Annotated in this window: 13 protein-coding genes; 9 read left to right on the top strand and 4 right to left on the bottom strand. The window is 63.7% G+C overall.

Annotated elements, in window-relative coordinates; translation table 11 throughout:
- Positions 1-35: 35 nt before the first annotated feature.
- Positions 36-2,399 (bottom strand): AAA family ATPase, encoded by a 2,364-nt coding sequence (locus ABI546_RS08810; protein WP_348046143.1) that lies wholly within the window; start codon positions 2,397-2,399, stop codon positions 36-38.
- A 251-nt stretch (positions 2,400-2,650) separates the two neighbouring features.
- Here ABI546_RS08810 and ABI546_RS08805 point away from each other — a divergent pair, with 251 nt between their 5' ends.
- Positions 2,651-3,853 carry a threonine ammonia-lyase gene (locus ABI546_RS08805; protein WP_348046141.1) on the top strand — a complete coding sequence of 401 codons (1,203 nt, stop codon included), beginning with the start codon at positions 2,651-2,653 and terminating at the stop codon, positions 3,851-3,853.
- A gap of 70 nt (positions 3,854-3,923) precedes the next feature.
- On the opposite strand, the gene ABI546_RS08800 is transcribed toward ABI546_RS08805, so the two are convergent.
- On the bottom strand, positions 3,924-4,388 hold the full coding sequence (locus tag ABI546_RS08800) for a glycine zipper family protein (RefSeq protein WP_348046139.1): 465 nt from the start codon (positions 4,386-4,388) through the stop codon (positions 3,924-3,926).
- A gap of 120 nt (positions 4,389-4,508) precedes the next feature.
- On the opposite strand from ABI546_RS08800, the gene ABI546_RS08795 reads away from it, so the two are divergent.
- Both ABI546_RS08795 and ABI546_RS08790 read left to right on the top strand, forming a co-directional pair.
- Positions 4,509-4,676, top strand: a complete 168-nt coding sequence (locus ABI546_RS08795) for a hypothetical protein (protein WP_348046137.1) — start codon at positions 4,509-4,511, stop codon at positions 4,674-4,676.
- A gap of 542 nt (positions 4,677-5,218) precedes the next feature.
- Positions 5,219-7,111, top strand: coding sequence for a phosphoenolpyruvate carboxykinase (GTP) (locus tag ABI546_RS08790; protein WP_348046135.1), 1,893 nt, complete (start codon positions 5,219-5,221; stop codon positions 7,109-7,111).
- A 145-nt stretch (positions 7,112-7,256) separates the two neighbouring features.
- Here ABI546_RS08790 and ABI546_RS08785 read toward each other — a convergent pair whose 3' ends face one another.
- A complete protein-coding gene (locus ABI546_RS08785) occupies positions 7,257-7,934 on the bottom strand; it encodes a hypothetical protein (RefSeq protein ID WP_348046133.1) in 678 nt (225 codons plus the stop codon).
- A gap of 183 nt (positions 7,935-8,117) precedes the next feature.
- On the opposite strand from ABI546_RS08785, the gene ABI546_RS08780 reads away from it, so the two are divergent.
- The 4 genes from ABI546_RS08780 (at position 8,118) to ABI546_RS08765 (ending at position 14,686) form a co-directional block, all read left to right on the top strand.
- The gene (locus tag ABI546_RS08780; RefSeq protein WP_348046131.1) at positions 8,118-9,086 is read left to right on the top strand and encodes a LysR family transcriptional regulator; all 969 of its coding nucleotides are present in this window, start codon (positions 8,118-8,120) and stop codon (positions 9,084-9,086) included.
- A gap of 433 nt (positions 9,087-9,519) precedes the next feature.
- Positions 9,520-12,291 (top strand): autotransporter domain-containing protein, encoded by a 2,772-nt coding sequence (locus ABI546_RS08775; protein WP_348046129.1) that lies wholly within the window; start codon positions 9,520-9,522, stop codon positions 12,289-12,291.
- Positions 12,292-12,387: 96 nt separating this feature from the next.
- Entirely contained in the window at positions 12,388-13,290 is a 903-nt protein-coding gene (locus ABI546_RS08770) for a hypothetical protein (protein ID WP_348046127.1), read from the top strand.
- Positions 13,291-13,693: 403 nt separating this feature from the next.
- Complete coding sequence (locus ABI546_RS08765) at positions 13,694-14,686, top strand: tripartite tricarboxylate transporter substrate binding protein (RefSeq protein WP_348046125.1); 993 nt, start codon at positions 13,694-13,696, stop codon at positions 14,684-14,686.
- Between the two features lie 9 nt (positions 14,687-14,695).
- Here ABI546_RS08765 and ABI546_RS08760 read toward each other — a convergent pair whose 3' ends face one another.
- Positions 14,696-15,331 (bottom strand): response regulator transcription factor, encoded by a 636-nt coding sequence (locus ABI546_RS08760; protein WP_348046123.1) that lies wholly within the window; start codon positions 15,329-15,331, stop codon positions 14,696-14,698.
- 115 nt (positions 15,332-15,446) lie between these two features.
- On the opposite strand from ABI546_RS08760, the gene ABI546_RS08755 reads away from it, so the two are divergent.
- Entirely contained in the window at positions 15,447-17,270 is a 1,824-nt protein-coding gene (locus ABI546_RS08755; protein ID WP_348046121.1) for an ATP-binding protein, read from the top strand.
- A 216-nt stretch (positions 17,271-17,486) separates the two neighbouring features.
- Positions 17,487-21,206, top strand: coding sequence for an autotransporter domain-containing protein (locus ABI546_RS08750; protein WP_348046119.1), 3,720 nt, complete (start codon positions 17,487-17,489; stop codon positions 21,204-21,206).
- The last annotated feature ends 123 nt before the right edge of the window (positions 21,207-21,329 follow it).

Raw genomic sequence — 21,329 nt, 5'->3', positions numbered from 1 at the left:
TTTTTGATAGCACTCCGCAACGGTCATGGCAACACCTATTGCATGAAACCCATGGTTCGCCCTTCGCGCACCTCGGGCTTGATGCGGTGCTCGGCTTCCAGCTGGGCCAGAAATTCCTCAGCGGAAAATTCCGCCGCAAGAATATCCACCTGCCGCTTGACCGCGGCAAAATCGCCCGGGCACAGTTGCGTCAGCTTGTGGAGGCGCTCTCCCAGTGGCGCTGCAAGCCTGCCTGCATCGCCGCCGAGGGCTTCGGTCACGAACATTTGCTCCCGCTGCGGCTGCGTCAGCGGCATGAACTTGATTTTGAAAGTAAACCGCCGCAGCGCCGCCTGGTCCATGCTTTCGAGCAGGTTCGTGGTGCAGATGAAGATACCGTTGTGGCGCTCCATGCCCTGGAGCATTTCGTTGACTTCGGTTACCTCGTAAGTTCGCTGGGCGCCGCGCCTGTCCTGCAGAAAGCTGTCGGCCTCGTCGAGCAACAGCACAGCCTTTTCGCTCTCGGCCTCACGGAACATGGCCGCCATGTTCTGCTCGGTTTCACCGACGTATTTGCTCATCAGGTCGCTTGCCTGCTTGATGATGAGGGGAAGATCCAGCGCTTTCGCGATGTGTTCGGCCAAGGCCGTCTTGCCGGTGCCTGGCGGACCGTAGAAACACAGGCTCCCGTGGCTTCGGCTCTTCAGTGCTTCCACGATGCGCGGCACCTCGAACCGGGATTCAACATTGAGCATGGACAGGTCGTACGTCGTCACGTTGCGCCGCCCCGAGGTCTCTGAGCGGTTGCCCAGCGCGACATCGGCATTTTTGAGCTGGCGCTCAATCAGCGACTCCGTCAGCGACGACCGCCCGCCCGACAGGATGGCCCGCATGCCTTCGGCGTCCACGTCTGCGTCCATCGTGTTTTCGGGCGCGCTGGCCAGCCGGGCAAAACGCACGGCCGTGCGTATCTGCGCAGGCGTAAGTCCCTTGCGCGCTGTCAGCTTGGCAACAAATGCATCACTGACCTGAACGCCTTCCAGGGTCTTGCGCACCAAGCCTTCGCGGGCACCCGGCGGGGGCGACCTGAGCTCCAGGTGATAGGCGAAGCGGCGGCGAAACGCCGGGTCGATCTGTTCGATGCGGTTGGTGACCCACAGCGTGGGTACCGTGTTGGACTCCAGGATCTGGTTGACCCAGGCCTTGCCACTTACCGAGCTGCTGCCGGGTACGGGCAATTGCTCGGACCGCGCCATCAGTTGCGCAGCTTCGCTGGAAATCGGCGGGAAGACGTCTTCCACTTCGTCAAACAGCAAGGCGGAGTGGGTGCTGCCCTTGAGGAACACCTGTGCAATTTGCAGCGAGCGGTAGCGGTCGCGTCCGCTCAGCGAATTGCCGTCGCGGTCGGCATATTCGACTTCGAACAAATCCAGGCCGGCGGCGTGCGCCACCACCTTGGCGAGTTCGGTCTTGCCGGTTCCGGGCGGGCCGTAAAGCAGCACATTGACCCCCTGCTCCTTGCCGGCAACAGCATTGCGCAGCAGCGACACCAGCACCTGCGTGTCCTCATGCACGAAGGCGAAGTCCGCAAGCCCCAGGCTGCTGTGCGCGGCCGGCCGGGTAAACACGGCCATCAACTCGTTCTGGTCGCGGTATTCGCGCATCAGCACGGGCGGCAGTTTCTCGCTCACCTTCATCAGATCTGCCAGGTCGGTGATGTTGTGTTCGGAGATCAGGTTTTCGACCATGCCGATGCGCTCAAGGCGCGAACCGGCGCGCAGAGCCTCGGCAACCTCGGGCGCTTTCACGCCGGCCACATCCGCAATGGCCGCGTAGGCCTCCGGTGCGTTGCTGACCTTGAACTCCACCAGCAGCGAGCGCAGGTCACGCTGGTAGCGCGCCAGAGTCCCGTAGAGCAGCAACGCCCGCTCGGCGCGGTTCAGTTGCAGCAGGTTGGCCAGCGCGTCGATGTTCTTCTCGACCAGCGTGGATTGCTTCTTGAGCGCATGCGTGAGCCATTCTCCGGTGGCAGCCAGCACCGAGAGCAAGTCCTTGGGCTGGTCCTTCGCGTGTTCGTCGAGGTAGAAGAACAGGGTGCCTTCTTCATAAGGCCCGCGCCAGGCGCCGTGGCGTGCCATGAACTCCGCGTCAGTGAGGCTCTCATGCCCGCGCCAAAACTCATTGTCTTTGCAGCGCCGACCGAGGAACTCACGCAGCCGCTGCAAGGCCGGCAAGGGCCACACGAGATGCCGGCCCGACAGTGAAAGCAGGCTGTTGAGGTCGCGGCGCACATTGAACTTGGCGCCTTGCCTTGCCGCCAGCGTCAGCACGAAGTGCGAGCACATCAGGTCCAGCACCGGGGCCTCTTTCAGCCCGGGGGACAGCAGCCACTGCTGCTCGCTAACGGAACGCTTGCTCATGGACAGACTCCCTTTGCAACGGCACGGCGGGTCGACATACGGTGAGGTGCCTGCATTGGGACCGACTCCCACTGACTGGACACCAAAGCACCACAGGCGCGACCTGATTCGAAGAGACTCCACCATAACGCAGCTTGAAGCATCATGGAAGACACTACTTGAATGCCCTGGTGTGAAATGCGCCACAGAATCTCTTCCAAAGACACGGAAAATGACCCGGCACAATCGCCCACGCCCCGCAGAGGAACCCCATGCTCAGTCTTTACGATGTAGAACAAGCCGCCCAACGCCTGCAGGGCCACCTGCTCGATACGCCCTGCGTAGAGTCCAAGACGATCTCGCAGCTGACCGGAGCACAGATTTACCTGAAGTTCGAGAACCTGCAGTACACAGCCTCCTTCAAGGAGCGCGGCGCCTGTAACAAGTTGGCCCAGCTCTCGGGCGAGGATGGACGCCGCGGCGTGATCGCGATGAGCGCAGGCAATCACGCCCAGGGCGTGGCCTACCATGCACAGCGCCTGGGCTTGCGGGCCGTGATCGTGATGCCGCGCTTCACGCCGGGCGTGAAGATCGAACGCACCCGTGGCTTCGGCGCTGAAGTGGTGCTGCACGGCGACACGCTTGATGAATCCCGCACCCATGCGCTGGCGCTGGCTGAACGGGATGGGCTGGTCTTCGTGCACCCCTATGACGACGAAGCCATCGTCGCCGGGCAGGGCACCGTGGGGCTGGAAATGCTGCGCGCCGTGCCCGACCTGGACACGCTGGTCATCGCAGTAGGCGGCGGCGGCCTGATTGCCGGCATGGCTACGGCAGCGAAGGCGATCAAGCCGGACATCGAGATCATCGGTGCGCAAACCTCGCGCTTTCCCGGCATGGTCAACGCCATCAAGGGCACCAAACATCCGCAAGGCACCAGCACCATTGCAGAGGGCATTGCGGTGGGAACACCGGGCGTCATCCCGCAGGCCATCATCGCCAGGCTGGTCGATGACCTGTTGCTGGTGGACGAAGGAGACATCGAGCAGGCCATGGTCATGCTGCTGGAGATTGAAAAGACGCTGGTCGAAGGCGCCGGCGCGGCCGGACTGGCCGCACTGCTCAAGTACCCGCAGCGCTTCGCCGGCAAGAAAGTGGGCCTGGTCCTGTGCGGCGGCAACATCGACCCGCTTTTACTGGCTGCCATCATTGAGCGCGGCATGGTACGCGCCGGGCGCCTGGCGCGCATCAAGGTCAGCGTGCGCGATATTCCCGGTTCACTGGCAAAGGTCACGGCCACCGTGGCCGACGCGGGCGCCAACATCGACGAGGTGCATCACCAACGGGCCTTCACCATGCTGTCGGCCCAGAATGTCGAGATCGAGCTGGTGATCCAGACGCGTGGGCGCGATCACATCCAGCAGGTGTTGGCCGCGCTGAATGCTGCCGGTTTTGAGGCTTCAGAGCAGCACTGAGTACCCCTTGGGGCCGCACATCCCCCTCGGGGGTCAGCGCATTACACGCAGTGAAAAGCGTGGGGGCCTATCAGTTCCAGCCAATCACATCAAAGCCTCTTTCACTCAGGCAGCGCTGGACAAAACTGCGGTAGGTGCTGTTGGGCCTGTCGTTGTGAAACGCGCCTGACACTGCGCCGGCCGAACCGCCCACGGCAGCACCTGCGGCACCGGCGCGCAATACGCCCTCGCCGCCGCGCCCCGTGATCAGCGCCCCTACAGCTGAAGCCACGCCGCCAACGGCCGCGCCTTCACCGGCACGCCGGCCCACTTCGTTGGTACTTTGCGACGGGCTGAGCCCGGCGGCCGAGGCCCGCGACATGCAGCCGCTGACTTCCACCTGGCCCTGCGCATCGCCCACGCGCTGAAGGGTGGCGTTGGGATACAGCACGGGCCGGGCTGAAGCGCTTTGCGGCCCACTGGAAGCGCAGGCCGAGACAAGGGCCACTGCGCAGAGGGCCGCACAGGCCGAAAAAAAAGAAAGGGAAGATTTCATGCGTCTTTCCACAAAATGATCATGCTTAAAGGGTACCGCAACCAGTAAACCCGCCCCTTTGCCCTGCGGCACACCAAATAGGTAAAATACCGCAAGACTTTCAAGCATTCAGGAATCACCATGTCCAGCCCAACCAGCCACACCACCAACGCCGCACACGACACTGTTACTCCAGTCCAGGAGCAGGAAGCCGTTGACGCCATCGTCCCGATGATTCCGATTGTTCTGCCCCTTGTTGGCGGCGTGCTGATGTTCCTGCTGGCTTTTATCGCCATCTACATGGCCTGAAGACCGCTCCCCGGTCACCCCCAAAAGTCCGCCTCGTGCGGACTTTTTTGCTTCCTGACTCTCCTTCCCCCTCGTTGTCACCGTAGCGCTGACCCCGACTGTCCCTCTTATATTGGGCGCCCTTCCCCCGTCAGGCGAGCCCGGGCTTCCAACACTCATTCCAGTTTTTGCGGATTCATGACCGTTAGATCATGGCGGCCTGAATCAAAACTTTGTGATGCATAACCTCATGCTTGTTATGCATAACTTTTGGGTGTAACTCCAAGGTAACTGGGCCTGATGTTCTTAAAATGAATTTTCCAGCCGACCCGTGGAGATGGAAAAGCGTCACTCTGCCGGGGCTTTTCCACCGACGCCGCAGCATCCCTCAAAGCTGCGGCTTTTCGCCCGCCGGCGGGACTGGTTGCTCACGAGGAAGTTTCTGGCCCGAGAACGTTCTACGCCCCCAAGCTTTATTTCGACAAACGCCTCCTTGCCGTCACCGCCCAGGTTGCCGCGCGACGTTTCCCGAAATAACGCTTTTTAACTTTGGAGTTTTTTCGATGAACCACCCCGCGATGCAAGGGCTGAATCTCAATACGCCCAGCTACGTCAAGAATGCCAAACTGATCGCCTGGGTCGCCGACATGGTGGCCTTGTGCAAGCCCGACAACATTTACTGGTGCGACGGCAGCGACGCCGAATACCAGCGGCTGTGCCAACAGCTGGTCGATGCCGGCACCTTCAAAAAGCTCAACGAAGCCAAGCGCCCGAACAGCTTCCTGGCCTGCTCCGACCCGACCGACGTCGCACGCGTCGAAGACCGCACCTTCATCTGCTCAGCCAAAAAGGAAGACGCCGGCCCGACCAACAACTGGATGGCGCCCGCCGACATGCGCACCACCCTGCAGCCCCTGTTTGACGGCTGCATGAAGGGCCGCACCCTGTATGTGGTGCCTTTCAGCATGGGCCCGCTGGGCTCACCCATCGCGCACATTGGCATCGAACTGTCCGACAGCCCCTACGTGGCCGTCAACATGAAGATCATGACCCGCATGGGCAAGGCCGTGTTTGACGTGCTTGGCCTCGACGGTGAGTTTGTGCCCTGCGTGCACACCGTGGGTGCACCGCTGGCCGAAGACCAGAAAGACGTGAAATGGCCTTGCAACAAGACCAAGTACATCGTGCACTACCCTGAGACGCGCGAGATCTGGTCTTACGGCTCCGGTTACGGCGGCAACGCCTTGCTGGGCAAAAAATGCTTTGCGCTGCGCATCGCCTCCAACATGGGCCGCGCGGCTTCGCAAGACGGCTCCGGCAACCCGGGCTGGCTGGCCGAACACATGCTGATCCTGGGCGTGACCTCACCTGAAGGCAAGAAGTACCACGTCGCGGCGGCGTTCCCGTCAGCCTGCGGCAAGACCAACTTCTCGATGCTGGTGCCGCCTGCAGGCTTTGAGGGCTGGAAAGTCACCACCATCGGCGACGACATCGCCTGGATCAAGCCGGGCAAGGACGGGCGCCTTTACGCCATCAACCCGGAAGCCGGCTACTTCGGCGTGGCGCCTGGCACCAACATGCTGACCAACCCCAACTGCCTGCGCAGCCTGGACAAAAACGTGATCTTCACCAACGTCGGCCTGACCGACGACGGCGATGTCTGGTGGGAAGGCATGGAGCAGGACGCCCCGGGCAAGGCATTGCCGGCGCACCTGATCGACTGGCAAGGCAAAGACTGGACGCCGCAGATTGCCAAGGAAACCGGCGCCAAGGCAGCCCACCCCAATTCGCGCTTTACCGTCGCCGCCATCAACAACCCGGCACTCGACCCGGCCTGGGACGACCCCGCCGGCGTGCCGATTGACGCCTTCATCTTTGGCGGCCGCCGTTCCAATACCGTACCGCTCATTACCGAGGGACGCAACTGGGTGGAAGGCGTGTACATGGCCGCCACCATGGGCTCCGAAACCACCGCCGCCATCACCGGCCAGGTCGGTGTGGTGCGCCGCGACCCGTTCGCGATGATCGCCTTTGCCGGCTACAACATGTCCGACTACTTCCAGCACTGGCTCAATGTGGGCAAGCAGCTGGAAACCTCGGGCGCCAAGCTGCCCAAGATCTTCACCGCCAACTGGTTCCGCAAAGGTGAAGACGGCAAGTTCGTCTGGCCCGGCTACGGCGAGAACATGCGCGTGCTGAAGTGGATGATCGACCGCATCGAAGGCAAAGGCCAGGGCGTGGAGCACATCACCGGCGTCAGCCCCCGCTACGAAGACATGAACTGGACCGGCCTTGACTTCAGCGCCGAGCAGTTCAACACCGTGACCAGCATCGACAAGGCCGCCTGGACCAAAGAGCTGGCGCTGCACGCCGAACTGTTCAAGCAACTCGAACATCACCTGCCGAAAGAGCTGGAGGAGACCAAAACCGCGATCGAGCGCCGCCTGGCTGCCTGACCGGCAACACCACGCGCGGGGGCGTTGCGCATAACCTGCGCTGCACCTCTGCCACGGTTGATTTGACATCTCCGGGGCATAAAAAAGCCACCTCATCGGGTGGCTTTTTTGTGGCCGCTGCAAGAGCGGCACAGTGAAAAGACGCTTACACGTAGTAGTGGTGATAGGCGCGCAGTTCTGCACCGCCCAGACGAATGGCGCGTTGTGTCAGGCCGGCGGGAGCCGACTCAGCAGCAGCCGCCGCAGCAGGTGCACTGGTAGCGACTTGTGCGTCAGCTTTGGCATTTTGCAGGAAGGCCTTCAGTTCGGCGCCGCCCATACGAATGGCACGCTGTGTCAGGCCAGCAGGGGCGGATACCACGGCAGCAGGGCTTGCCACGGCGACGTCAGCCGCAACTTCGACATCGGCTTGCGCACGGAGCAAAGCCATTTGCAGGTCAGCCATCACGCGGGGATCGTTCTTGGCGGCTTGCCACAGGCGCTGGTCGGCGCGGGCTTCAGCCAGGCTGCGTGACCAGCCGTCAAGGCCGGCCTTGAGGCTGATCGCTGCATTGCGGGCAGCGCTGGCAAAAATTGCCAGAACGGCAAAAGCAACAGCCCACAGACCGATCCACATCACCAGCAAGTGGCCTTCGGTCACGCTGTCCATCACCTGGTAGGCCACCACCATGACGGCAGCGGCAATGGCGGACAGCAGCAGCGTAGCCAGCCCGCGGGTGCCGGAAAAAGCATGCACCAGCTGACGTGCGGCACCAAAGGCCGACTCAGCACGGACAACGCCGGGGTGCTGTGTGGAATGTTTGATATTGACGAAGCTGGTCATGATGGACTCCCTGGTTTAACGGTTCCCGCCAAACCAAAATTGCAGCGGGTAGGAGGATATTAGGGTTATCACTGATGTTATTCAACTTTATCTTTATGATGAGATTCATTCATACTAGTGATAACTTGCACTGGTAGCCAGTTATCAGACATCTCTTCCGCCGGCTATCCACGGCCAGACCCCATGAAAAACCCGTTGACCCCCCTCAATTTCCGGACGCTGGACCTCAACCTGCTTCGCGTCTTCGACGAGGTGATGGCCGAGCGCAGCCTGACGCGGGCCGCGCGCAACCTGTCGCTGACGCAACCTGCCGTCAGCAACGCGCTCAGGCGCCTGCGCGAAACCCTGGGCGATGAGCTGGTGCAGCGCAGCGGCCAGGGCATGGCCCCCACGCCGCGCGCTGTGGCCATCTGGCCGGCGGTCCGCGAGGCCCTGCAGCAGCTGCAGGAGTCGCTGATTCCCAACGAATTTGAGCCCGGCAAGGCCAACACGACCTTTGTGCTGGCCATGGCCGACGCGACGGCGGCCGAACTGGTGCCGGGCCTGGTGGAAACGCTGGACCAGGAAGCGCGCGGCGTATCGATGCGGGTGTTGCCGCTCACCACGCGTGACCCGCGGCGTTTGCTGGACGAAGAAACCTGCGACCTGGCCGTTGGCTACTTTCCCTCATTTCTGGCCGACCTGACCGCGCACGCCCAAAGCGGCGAACCCCTGCCTTTTCTGCACCAGCGCCTGTATGACGGCGAATACGTCTGCGTGATGCGCAAAGACCACCCGCTGGCCACCGGTCCCTTCACGCTCACCCGCTTTTGCGCCGCGCGCCACATGCTGGTCAGCTTTTCGGGTCGACCCTACGGCTTTATCGACGAAGCGCTGGCCTCGCTAGGACGTGAACGCCAGGTCGTACTGACCGTGAACCAGTTCTTCACCGCAGGCCGCGTGGTGGCCAATTCCAACCTGCTCACCGTGCTGCCGCGCCACTTCGTGCGCGTCACCGGCATCGCTGAACAACTGGTGCTGCGCCCCCTGCCCTTTGATGTGTCGCCGGTGCATGTGGACGCGGTGTGGCACCGCCGCTCACAACAGCGCAGCGCCCACATGTGGCTGCGGCACGCCGTGGCGCGGGCTGCCGACAAGGCGTTTTCGGCCTGACGCCGTGCTGACCCCACCTGTTCCCCGAAGATTCGGGGCCTGGTCCATACAGGGCGGGCGCAACCAGCTACCAATTTAATGGCACTTGCCGGGCAGGCCGGATACCGAAAGTGCGCGAATCGGGCACATCATCACAACTACTTACGTGTACTTTCGCCGCAAACCAAGCCTGACATTGGACGGTAGCAGCGTGGATCGACCCCCTTTTTCCTCTCATGGTGCTGGGGATCATGGACACAAAGCCCTGCTCATTCCGAAATTTAGTACTTTTGTACTGGCATTCAGCCTCGACCCGCATAAATTCGGTCAAATGCCCTACTTGCAAAAAAATGTAACATACAGCAAAGTTGAAGCCATCCCCGGGTCGGGAAAACGGGCTGGCTTTCAGCCTTGAGTTCGCCCCGGAGGCATCCGAACACACCAATCGCCTCCCATGATTTTGCGCCTCAAGCTGTCGCCGCACCCGCTTCACCGGGCACTCACCCTGGCTGGGCTGACCCTGATGGCGTCAGGTACAAGCCGTGCCCAGAACAATGACTTCGCTTCCACGTCCGACCAGGACTGGCAAACCCCGACGAACTGGAGCACCGGCGTGCCCACAGCAGCCAGCGTCGTGCGGGTCCCGATCAACGAGGAAGTTAATGTGACTGCGCCAGGCGCCCAGGCGGGTACCTTGCAGATCCAGCACACCGGGCAAGTTGTCGTAAATCCCGGCGGAACTCTGACGGTGGACACGCTCCAGGTCGGCAGCGTCGCCTCCCCAAGCACGGCATCCCTGATCATCAATGGCACGGTCAGCGCCACTCGCGGCAGCGTGGGCGAGGTGGCAGCGGGTGGCCAGATCGTCGTGGATGGTGCAGGCGCGAGCCTGGTCCTCGCGCCCGCCAGCCTGGCTGCCGCCGACCAGTTTGTGGTCGGCAAGAACGGCGAAGGCTCCCTCAACATTCGATCGGGTGCCACGGTCATTGTCAACGGCTCACGCACGCTGCACGTCGGCGGCGCCGCCGACGGGTTCGTGACCATCGGGAACATCGGTCCCAGCGGCACCCTGGATGCCAGCGCCGTGGTCCTTGGCACTGCCGGCTCCCTGATCAGGTTCAACCAGAACGACAGCACGGACTACACATTCTCCGCCGCGATCTCAGGCACCGGATCGGTCGTTGTGCTCGGTAACAGCCCCGCCGCCACCATACTGACCGGCGCCAATAGCTATACCGGCGGTACTCTCGTGGCTAACGGCGGGCACCTGAAGGGCACCACCACCAGCCTTCAGGGCACCATCAGCAACGATGGGAGAGTGGAATTCGACCAGATCGCCAACGGCACCTATGCAGGATCCATCAGCGGCACCGGCACACTGCTCAAGCAAGGCAGCGGCACGGTCATTCTGTCCGGCACCAACAGCTATACAGGCGCCACCATCATCTCCGGCGGTACCTTGCGCGGCACCACCAGCAGCCTGCAGGGATTCATCACCAACAATGGCAACCTGGAGTTTTCGCAGCCAGGCAACGGCACTTTTGCCGGGGTCATCAGCGGCATCGGCCCGGTGGTGAAGAGCGGCACCGGCAACGTCAACTTTTCCGGCACCAACACCTACAGCGGAAGCACTGTCGTCAGTGGCGGCACACTGTCGGTCAACGGCAGCCTGACCAACTCTGCCGTGCAGGTGCTGAATGGCGGCACGCTGGGCGGCACCGGCTCCGTGCGGAACACCACCATCCAGTCGGGCGGCACGCTGGCACCCGGCAACTCCATCGGCACACTCACCGTCGTCGGCAACCTGACCTTCAATGCGGGCTCCGTTTACAGCGTGGAGGTCGACTCAGCGGGCAGCAACGACCGCACCAATGCCACCGGCACGCTGACCATCAACGGCGGCACGGTCAACGTGCTGGCCAACGTCGGCACCTACTCGCTGACCACGCAGTACACCATCCTCAATGCCGCGGGCGGGCGCACCGGCCTCTTCAACGGCGTGAACACCAACCTGGCGTTCCTGACACCGTCGCTCACCTACGACCCCAACAATGTGTACCTGACACTCGCCCGCAACAACGTCAGCTACAACAACCTGCCAGGCATGACGCCCAACCAGCAGTCGGCCTCCAACGCGCTGCAGGATGCCTCCGGCGGCGCGAGCGGTGACATGAGCACGGTGCTCAGTGCCGTCAACAGCCTGTCGGCGCCGCAAGCCCTGGCCGCCTTTGACGCCATAGGCGGCGCCAACCTCGTGGCCTTGCGCCGCGCCGGCCCCAGCTTTGCCGCCGCATTTGGCGAACAGCTGCAGGCACGCATGGGCCGAAGCAGCCAGGGCACCCTATGCGGAAACGACGATGTAGCGGGCCGCGAAGCCCTGCGGGCACTTTTCCCGGCCGTCGAGGACGGCTGCGGTTTCTGGCTGCGCGGTTACGGCAGCCTCCAAACCACCGACAGCGACGGCAATGCCATGGCCAGCCGCCTGAACAGCACCGGCCTGAGCGCGGGTTACGACGCCGAAGTGGCGCCGGGCCTGATGCTGGGCGGCGCCGTCACGGTCGGCACATCAAAGGTCGGCTTTGATTCAGGCGACCAGGGCAGGGCCCGCAGCGCAGCACTGGCGATGTACGCCGGCTACGCTGACGGCGCCTGGCGCCTGAACGGCCTGGCCAGCCTGGCTTTTCACAGCAACCACATGGACCGCGGCATCGTGGTCGGGCCGATCAGCCGCATGGCCTCGTCGAATTTCGACAGCAGCACCGCCACGGGCTACGGCGAACTGACCTATGACCTGGACATGGCCGGCTGGATACTGCAGCCCATGGCCGCGCTGGCCTTCAGCCGCAACCAGACCAACGGTTTTGCCGAACAGGGCGCCGGTGCGCTCAACCTGCAGGTCGCCGCGCAAACCGTGTATTCGACGAAATCATTGCTGGGGCTGAAGGCCGGCTTTGACGTGGGCCGGCTGCGGATTGAGCCGCGGCTGATGTGGGCGCACGAGTTTGGCCAATACAACGCCCCGATGACGGCCCAGCTGCAGGGCGCCGCCACACCCTACCAGTTCCAGATTGCAGGCGTGGCCCTCAATGCCAACACCGTGATCCTCGGCGTCGGGGCCTCGGGCCGCATCCATGACAACTTCAAGCTCTTCGCTGACCTTCAAACCGAACAGAACGCACGCCAGCGCAACCTGGCCCTGCTGATGGGGGTGCGCGGCAAATGGTGAGCACGGCCCTCGCATTGGTCTGCCAGCCCCGGCTGCGCCCTGTCGATCCGTTTTTGGCCAATTGACCGTTTGACCGTTTGAAACCGATTGATCCACATGACCCGCGCACAACCCATGCCCTACAAAAGCATGCCCCCCATCCCCCCGGCAAACCCGCCGCTCAAGCCCCTCAAGCCCTTAAACCCCGGCAAAGACGCAGGGGCCCGCCGGTACGACACCATTGTTTTTCTGCTCATCGTCAGCCTCGTGATGGTGGTGGCCGGCGGCGCGGCGCGCTACGTCCTGGTGGACCGGCCTGCGGCCAAGGCGCAAAGGGAGGCCCAGTGGCTGATGCAGCAACTGATGGCCGAAAACCAGAAGAACCAGCAGCAGCTAGAACAAAAGCTCGCCGAGGCGAAGGCCCAGACCGAGGCATTGCGCGCCAACGTGGAGCAGATGAAGGCCGAGATCCAGTTGCCCAAAGCCGCTGCGGAACCGGTTCCGGAGCCCGCCCCGAAACCTGTCCCCGACGCCCAGGCCTTAGAACGCAAGCGGCTGGAACGGGTCAAGGTGGTCGACGAACTGGTGGACTCCCTGGCGCCTAACCTGCAGGTCAAGTTCCAGCAAAAGGTCACCTGGCTGGACCGCACCGTCTCCTTCGACTTTTCCCTGACCAACGCAGGCCGCCGCGCCGTCCGGGTGACCCCGCCGCGCATCGCGCTGACCCTCAACCCCCTGCCCAATACCAGACTGACCCTCAAATCCAGCGATGTACAGGCTGACATTTGCCCTGCCGGGTTGATCGGCCCGGGGGAGACCATCAACTGCCATGTGGTGCTGCGTTCCGAGGCTACCTTTACCGGCGTCGGCAACATCCCGTTTCGCGCTGCCGTCTCGGCGCGCACGGACCTCCCCGCCACCAGCGAAACCTGGAAAACCGTGCGATCCGCGTACAAGGAAGCCTATTTAGAAGAGCGCATGGTCAAAAGCGTCTCTTTCAATGGAGAGCTGTGGCGCTAATCGCGAGCCTGCAACGGGATCGTGCGCATGCACCTGGAGAGGCAGGCTGAGCCAGGGGGTGGCCATTATGTTGATTGCTATCAAGTTAATAGCTGCTGGCGCACTGTCTTATTGGGCCGCGGCCATTTTTGGCACTGAAAATCGATGGTTTTCCGGATTTTCCAGCCCCAAGGGGAATTTCGCGGCGTCCAGACGCAAATTTGAGGGTCAAAAAGCCCTTGAATCGCCATTTTTAGGTACCCAATCGGGTCACAGCCCAACAGGGACGAGCGCCAGCAGCTATTAATTTAGTAGCATCGCGCGGCACCCAGTGCGCGCCAGCCATCCGGTTTGGATGGTTGGTGTCCCAAGGGCATGGTTTTTGCACACAGTTTTGCACACAAACTGTACGCAGGAGCCTCGCATGCCAGACCATCCACAATCCCCGCGCGCCTTCCCGCGCCGCACTGCGCTGAAGATCCTCGCCAGCGGCGCAGCGGCCATGGCCTTGCCGGCCCTGGCCGCCTGGCCCGACAAACCGATCAAGATCGTCGTGACCTTTCCCGCCGGTGGCGCCAGCGACATCGTCGCGCGTGTGATGGCCGAGCAACTGGGCAAAAAGCTGGGGCAGGCGGTGGTGGTCGACAACCGCCCAGGCGCCGGCGGCAGCGTGGGCGGGCTGGTGGTGGCGCAGGCCCCGGCAGACGGCTACACGCTGATGCTGAGCAACTCCACCCCCGTGTCCATCGGCCCGTTCGCGCTGGAAAAGCAGCCGTATGACCCGGTGGAAAGCTTCACCCACATTGCGCTGATCGGCAATGCGCCCTGCGTGGTCATGGCCAACCCGCACGCACCCATCAAGACCATCACCGACGTCGAAGCACAGGCGCGCAAGGCCGGCCGGCTCGACTTCGGTTCGGGCGGGCCCGCCTCGATCGGCCATATCTACGGCGAGCTGATGAAAAAAGCCATGGGCGTGAACCTGGTGCACATTCCGTACCGCGGCGGCGCACCCATGACGACCGACCTGATCGCCGGGGTGATCCCGGTGGGCATTGATGTGCTGACGGCGTTTGTGCCCTATTTCAAGAGCGGGCAGCTGGTGCCGCTGGCGGTGACCTCGGCCACCCGCTCACCGCTGGTGCCGGACGTGCCCAGCGTGGTCGAGTTCGGCTACCGCAAGCTGGTGCTCGACAACTTTTTCGGCCTGAGCGGCCCGGCGCACATGCCGGCCGATGTCGTGGCACGGCTGAACAGCGCCTGCAATGAAATTCTGGCGACGGCGGAAATCAAAAAGAAGATGCTGGAGTTGGGCATCACCACCCAGCCCATGAGCCCGGCAGCGTTCACCGGTTTTGTGCGGGAGCAGGTGGCGGTGTTGGCGCCGGCCGTCAAGGGCGCGGGCGTCCGGCTTTAAGCGTGGGTGCTAGATCAAGCCGGCGCGAATCGCAAAAGCCGTGAGCTGGGCGCTGTTGTGCATGCCCAGCTTCAGCATCAGGTTGCGCCTGTGCGTGCGCACGGTTTCGCGTTGCAGCAGCAGGCTTGCGGCAATGAGCTTGCTGGACGCGCCCTCCGCCACCGAGCACAGCACCTGCTTTTCACGTTCGGTCAGTTTGTGCAGCTCGACCAGCGCGTCAATGCCCGGCGGCTGGCGCAGTGCGGCGATGGATTCAGAAAAGTGCAGGTCGCCTTCGGCCAACGCGCGGATGGCGGCAATCAGCTCGGCCGCTGCGCCGCTTTTGTGCAATGCACCCTGCGCCGGGCTCGCAAAAATGCGTTCAATGTCGGCGCGCTCCTGGCTGCCGGTGATCAACAGCACGCGGGTCGGGCTCTGCGCCGCCTGCAGGGCCAGCGCAACGACCACGCCGTCTGCGGGCGGCAACTGAAAGTCGACCACCGCCACATCGGGCGCCAACGCCAGCGCTTCGGCGATGGCGGTGTCGCTGCCGGCGACTGAAGCCACCACTTCGATGTCTTCACACGACGCCAGCATCGCAGCAAGACCTTCGCGAACCAGGTCGTGGTCGTCGGCCAGCAGCAGGCGTATGGGTGTTTGCGTCATGTCGTCAGGCAAGGGAATCAACTACGATCGGCGGGGCCGGAAAAACGGGCAGAGGGCAGCGCAGGCTGTGCGCCTACCGGCATCGCCACGCCAACCCTGACGGATTCTACGCACCATGACCTCTGCCCATCCTGTGCTGTTCGAGCAGCTCCAGACGCTCTACAGACAGTCCACCAGCACCTTTCTCGGCACGTTGCTGGCGGGCACCGTCGCTGCGGTGGTGCTGCAGCCGTCTGGCCACACCAACCCGCTGGCCAGCCAGTTGCTCTGGGGCTGGCTGGGCGCTGTGGTGTTACTTACGGCCAGCCGGTTCGCCCTGGTGCGTCGCTTCTTCAAACGGGTACAGGCGGCGCCGGAGCCGCGACTGGACATCAGCAGCACGCGCCGCGCGGCACGCGCTTTTGCCACCGGCTCGTTCATGTCGGGATGCCTTTGGGGCATCCTGGGGCTGATGGCGTTTGATCCGCAGGCCTATGTGCCCACGCTGTTTCTGGGTTTTCTGCTCGGCGGCATGGTCAGCGGCGCACTCGGTTCGCTCTCGGTGTACTACCCGGCCTTCATGGCCTATTCGATTCCATCGGTGCTGCCGTTTGCCCTACGCTGCATGACCGAAGGCCCGCGCGAGTTTGCCGGCTTCGGCCTGCTGACGCTGGTCTTCATGCTGGTGTGCCTGGGCTATGGCCGCGGTCTGAACCGCAGCCTGCTCACTTCCATCGCGCTGCGTTTTGAAAACGCCCAGCTGGTGCGCGACCTCGCGGCCGCACGCGACCGGGCCGAACTGGCCAGCGCCGACAAGACCGCCCTGCTGGCCGCCGCCACGCATGACTTGCGCCAGCCCGCGTATGCCGCAGGCCTGTTTGCAACTGGGCTGAAAACCACGCTGGCCAAGGCCTTCACGGGCAGCGGCCAGCCCGCGGCTGCGCAGGCCCAGCGCATGGCCGGCCAGCTGGAAGCCAGCGTCATGGCTTTCAACGGTTTGCTTGAAGGCCTGCTCGACCTGGCGCAGCTCGATGCCGGTGCCACACCGCTTGCCGCGTCACCGCTGCCCGTGAATGCGCTGCTGGATTCCGTCGCCGGCACGCTGGCTGCCACCGCCGCCCAGCGCAATATCCGGCTGCGTGTGCGCGCCCGCCCCGACCTGTGGGTGAACGCGCCACCCGATGCGCTGCAACGCATCGTGCTCAACCTCACCAGCAACGCCATCAAGTTCACGAGCGGAAACGCGGTGCTGCTGTGTGCCCGACTACAGGCCGGCCGCGTGCACATCGGCGTCATTGACACCGGCCCCGGCATTTCAGAAGCCAACCAGCAGCGCCTGTTCAACGCCTTTGTGCGGCTGCCGCAAGACAAAGAGCAGGCCGGGCTTGGCCTGGGCCTGGCCATCGTCAAGCGGCTGGCCGCGCAAATGGACGCCGGCGTGACGCTGAAGTCCGCACCGGGTCGTGGCAGCATCTTCAGCGTCAACCTTCCCCTGCATGCAGGCAGAACACCCCGCGTCAGTCCACCGCAGGCAGCAGGCGACGCATCGTCCGGCGCATTCAGCGGCTGGCAGGCGCTGGTGCTTGACGACGACCCGATGGCGCTGGCCGCTACCACGCAAGCCGTGAGCGACCTCGGCCTGCCGGTGCAGCCGTTTGACAGCGCCGAAGCCGCGCTTGCCTGGCTGGGGCAAGCAGGCCGTGAAGCAAAGCAAGGCCTTCACCTGCTGGTGACCGACCTGCACCTGAACGATGCCGAAAACCGCGACGGCCTGACGGTGCTCGCCGCCTTTCGCGAACGGCTGCCCGGCCTGCGCGCACTGGTCATCACCGGTGAAACCGCACCGGCCCAGCTGCAGCGCATCGCCCACAGCGGCGTGCCTGTGGTGCGCAAGCCCTGCCAGCCGCAGGCGCTGCAATCGGCCCTGCGCGAGGTGCTGGCGGCAACCTGGAACGCGTAAATAGTTCCCGGGCCTGCAGCTGCCAGGCACCGGTTCTCTGAATCAAATAGTACTGCAGCCCAATCACTGCGCGGATCAATTGCTATTAATAGCATAGCAATGCCAGCCCGACCGTTGCCGTTCCAAAACGCCATCTAACCCCTTTGCGGTATTTACGGCGGTGCTGCACCCGTCTTTAATCGCGTGGCACGTTTGCAGTCACGCTTTGTCTGAACCATGAACACATCCCACCGCAGTCTCTGGAACCCCTCGCTTGGCGCCTGGGTCGCCGTCTCTGAAATTACCCGGGTTTGCGGCAAACGCAGCGGCGGGTCCCGCCTGACGGCGGTGGCCGGTGGCGTGCTGGCGCTGAGCTTGCTGCTGGCGCCCGGGATGGGCCGGGCACAAAACTACGGGGCTACCGGCGGCGCACCTAACGGAGGTGCTGCCGGTGCCGCAGGGGCCGGAGCGGGGAGCGGGGCGGCGGGGACATTGGGATCACCCAATGGAGGTGTCGGAATTAACTTTGGCGAAGGCGGCGGCGGCGGCGGCTACAGCAACATAGCAACCGGAGACATCAATTCGCCGCTCCAGGGCGGCAACGGCGGCATCGGCATTGTTGGCGGCATTGGTTCCGGCGGCGGCGGTGGCGGTGGCGATGGTGTGCGAATCACAGCCCCGGGTCCGGTGTCGGTATCGGCCACCGTGACCGGCGGCAACGGTGGCGACGGCATCATTGGCAGCGGCGGCGGCGGCGCTGGCGTGGTGTGGCTGGGCAATGGCAGTTTGACCACCTCGGCGCAGGTATCTGGCGGCATCGGCGGCGGCGGCGGCAGCAGTGGCAGCGGCGGCAGCGGCGCTGGCGTGATTTTGCAAGGCGCTGGGCAGCTCACCACTTCCGCAGGCATCACCGGGGGCGATGGCAACACCTCTGGCAGCCCTAGCCGCCGGGGGAACGCCGGTGCCGGCGTGCTCATGGTCGGTGCGGGCAGCATCAACACCACAGCGACTGGTGTGATTGCCGGCGGCAACGCCAGCGGCATCGGTTTAGGCGGCACGGGTGTGGCCCTGCTCTCAAGCGGCACCCTCGTCAATGCCGGCATCGTCCAGGGCGGCAATGGCGCAGGGACGGTCAGCGGGGGAGTGGCCTGGTCCAACGGCGGCACGGGCAGTGGCGGCGCATTGGGTTTTGTGGGTAATACGCCCCAAACAGGCACAGGCGGCGTGGGCGTAACCGGTGCGGGCATCACCCTCACCAACAGCGGCACCATCGCGGGCGGCACCGCGGCAGGCGTGCGGGCCAATGCCATCACCTTTACGGGCGGCAGCAACAGCCTGACGCTGCAGACCGGCTCCGTGCTGACGGGCGCCATCGGTATCAACAGCGGCGCAACGGCCAGCATCGTGGCGGGCAACACCGGCCTGTCATTCGGCAGCCTTGTTCTGGGCGGCAATGGAACCGTGGACACCAGCGTCAACGCGCTGACCGGCTCTGGCGTCATTTCAGGCGCGGGCAACCTGACCAAGCAGGGCACTGGCAACCTGATCCTCACGGGCGCAAACACCTACAGCGGCGGCACCACCATCTCTGCCGGCACCTTGCAGATCGGCAACGGCGGCACCACCGGCACCCTCGGGACGGGCTCCGTCACCAACAACGGCTCGCTCAATTTCAACCGCAGCGACACCCTCACTGTTGCCAACGCCATCCAGGGCACGGGCACCCTGGCCGTCGCCGGCGGCACCGTCATCCTGTCGGGCAACAACAGCTACGTCGGCGCCACCACGGTGGCCGGCGGCGGCACCTTGCAGATCGACAACGTCAGTGCCCTGGGAGGCACCACGGCCATCACCACCAACGGTTCGCTGGTCTTCAACGCCCTGGGCGTGACGACCGTGACCGGCAACGTGGCCGGCACGGGCAGCCTCACGCAGACGGGCACGGGAATAACCGTCCTCAGTGGCGCCAGCACCTACAGCGGCGCCACCACCCTCTCGGCCGGTACCCTGCAGGCGCTCAATTCCGCCGCCTTCTCGCAAAGCAGCGCCTTCACCGTGAATGCCCCCGCAACGCTCAACCTGAATAACTTTGACGAGAGCATCGGGTCCCTGGCGGGCGGCGGCAGCGTCACTGCGGGAGGAGGCAGGCTGACTACCGGCAGCGATAACACCAGCACCACCTTCAGCGGCGTCATCAGCGGCCCCGGCGGCGGCGTGACCAAAACCGGCACCGGCACCTTTACCTTGTCGGGCGTGAACACCTATACCGGCGCCACCACCGTGAACGCCGGCAGGCTGTCGGTCAACGGCTCCACCAGCAACTCTGCTGTCACCGTCAACAATGGCGGCACGCTGGGCGGCAGCGGCACGATAGGCAGTACCACTATCGCCACGGGCGGCGTGCTGGCGCCGGGCAATTCCATCGGCACGCTGACGGTCAACGGTAACCTGAGCTTCGCGACAGGCTCCATCTACCGCGTGGAAGTCGACGCCACCGGCGCGAACGACCGCATCAACGCCACGGGCACGGCAACAATCAACGGCGGCACCGTCGATGTGCAGGCCAGCGCCGGCACCTACCAGGCCAGCACGCAGTACACCATCCTCAATGCCGCTGGCGGGCGCACCGGCAACTTTGCCGGCGTCACTTCCAACCTCGCCTTCCTGACCCCCACGCTGGGCTACGACGCCAACAACGTTTTCCTGACACTGGCGCGCAACGACATCAGCTTCAGCGCCGTGGCGGTCACGCCTAACCAGATCGCCACATCGACCGCGCTGCAGAATGCGAACGCTGGTGCAACGGGCGATATGAGCACAGTGCAAACCGCGCTGACTGGACTCTCAGCAGCGCAGGCCAAGGCTGCGTATGACTCAGCCAGCGGCGCCGGCATCGTCGCCCTGCGGCGCGCGGGTGCGGGCTTCGCTGCCAGCTTCGGCAGCCAGCTGCACGCGCGGCTGGGCGCCCAAGCCAACGCAGCATCGGGCTTCGCTGCCAATTCATTCAACAGCCGACCGGTGCTGCTTGCAGCCAACGACCATTTGGCGGACCTGATGGCGCCTGTTTCTGACTCGGCACCGCAGAAGTTTTCATTAGCCGGCGGTGCCTCTTCACTTTCTTCTTCATCAGAAGCAGCGGGCAAAGGCTTCTGGGTTCGCGGCAACGGCGGCTATGGCAATACCGATAGCGACGGCAACGCCGCAGCCAGCCGGATTCGCAGCAGCGGCCTGAGCGTTGGCTTTGATGCTGAAGTGCAGGACGGCGTTCGCATCGGCGTCGCGGCCACCGGCGGCACGTCGCGGCTTTCTACTGACAACAACGAAAGCGGCAAGACTCGCGGAACTGCAGTGGCGGTTTACGGCAGCTACGCCAACGGTCCGTGGAGTTTCAGCGGCTCAGCCAGCATGGGCTGGGGCAAGAACCATCTTGATCGCAACGTCGTCGTGGGTGGTTTGAATCGCGTGGCTTCGTCAGACTTCGACAGCAACACGCTGGCGACCTACGGCGAGGCCAGCTATTCAATTTCGATGAATGGCTGGACGCTGCAGCCACTAGCCGGGCTTTCACTCAGCAGAAGCAAGGCTGACGGTTTTACTGAAACCGGCGCAGGCGCACTGAATCTGCAAGTCGCAGAACAAACCATCAACTCATCCAAATCGCTGCTGGGTGCAAAAGCATCCTTCGACGCAGGCCGTATACGCTTCGAACCAAGAGTGATTTGGGCCCATGAGTTCGGCGACCTGAACACACCGATGACGGTGCAGTTCCAGGGCGCGGCTGCGGCTTCACCGTTCCAGATTTCGGGTGCAACTCTCAAGCGCGACACGCTGATCCTCGGGCTGGGCGCCACAGGCAGCATTGGCAAGGGAGTGGATCTCTTCGCGGACGTGCAGGCCGAGCACAATTCGGCACAACGCAAGCTGGCGGTGCTGGTGGGCTTGCGCAGTCGCTGGTAGGTACGAAGGGAGCAGCCCAAACCACCAGCGACCTGTTTGCCGGCAGTGACATCAAAAGGAAAAAGCTGGAGTTGGGCAATACCACCCACCCGGTCGCCCCGTCACGTTGACGTTTTTGTGCGG

This window comes from Polaromonas sp. (assembly GCF_039932935.1).
Lineage (GTDB): Bacteria > Pseudomonadota > Gammaproteobacteria > Burkholderiales > Burkholderiaceae_C > Polaromonas.
This window is presented reverse-complemented; position numbering and strand designations above follow the sequence as displayed.

Bases quoted from the DNA above. Each gene is read 5' to 3' on its own strand.
- ABI546_RS08755 (WP_348046121.1), top strand. From the start codon at position 15,447: ATGACCTCTGCCCATCCTGTGCTGTTCGAGCAGCTCCAGACGCTCTAC.
- ABI546_RS08780 (WP_348046131.1), top strand. From the start codon at position 8,118: ATGAAAAACCCGTTGACCCCCCTCAATTTCCGGACGCTGGACCTCAAC.
- ABI546_RS08775 (WP_348046129.1), top strand. From the start codon at position 9,520: ATGATTTTGCGCCTCAAGCTGTCGCCGCACCCGCTTCACCGGGCACTC.
- ABI546_RS08800 (WP_348046139.1), bottom strand. From the start codon at position 4,388: ATGAAATCTTCCCTTTCTTTTTTTTCGGCCTGTGCGGCCCTCTGCGCA.
- ABI546_RS08795 (WP_348046137.1), top strand. From the start codon at position 4,509: ATGTCCAGCCCAACCAGCCACACCACCAACGCCGCACACGACACTGTT.
- ABI546_RS08750 (WP_348046119.1), top strand. From the start codon at position 17,487: ATGAACACATCCCACCGCAGTCTCTGGAACCCCTCGCTTGGCGCCTGG.
- ABI546_RS08765 (WP_348046125.1), top strand. From the start codon at position 13,694: ATGCCAGACCATCCACAATCCCCGCGCGCCTTCCCGCGCCGCACTGCG.
- ABI546_RS08810 (WP_348046143.1), bottom strand. From the start codon at position 2,399: ATGAGCAAGCGTTCCGTTAGCGAGCAGCAGTGGCTGCTGTCCCCCGGG.
- ABI546_RS08805 (WP_348046141.1), top strand. From the start codon at position 2,651: ATGCTCAGTCTTTACGATGTAGAACAAGCCGCCCAACGCCTGCAGGGC.
- ABI546_RS08770 (WP_348046127.1), top strand. From the start codon at position 12,388: ATGACCCGCGCACAACCCATGCCCTACAAAAGCATGCCCCCCATCCCC.
- ABI546_RS08760 (WP_348046123.1), bottom strand. From the start codon at position 15,331: ATGACGCAAACACCCATACGCCTGCTGCTGGCCGACGACCACGACCTG.
- ABI546_RS08785 (WP_348046133.1), bottom strand. From the start codon at position 7,934: ATGACCAGCTTCGTCAATATCAAACATTCCACACAGCACCCCGGCGTT.
- ABI546_RS08790 (WP_348046135.1), top strand. From the start codon at position 5,219: ATGAACCACCCCGCGATGCAAGGGCTGAATCTCAATACGCCCAGCTAC.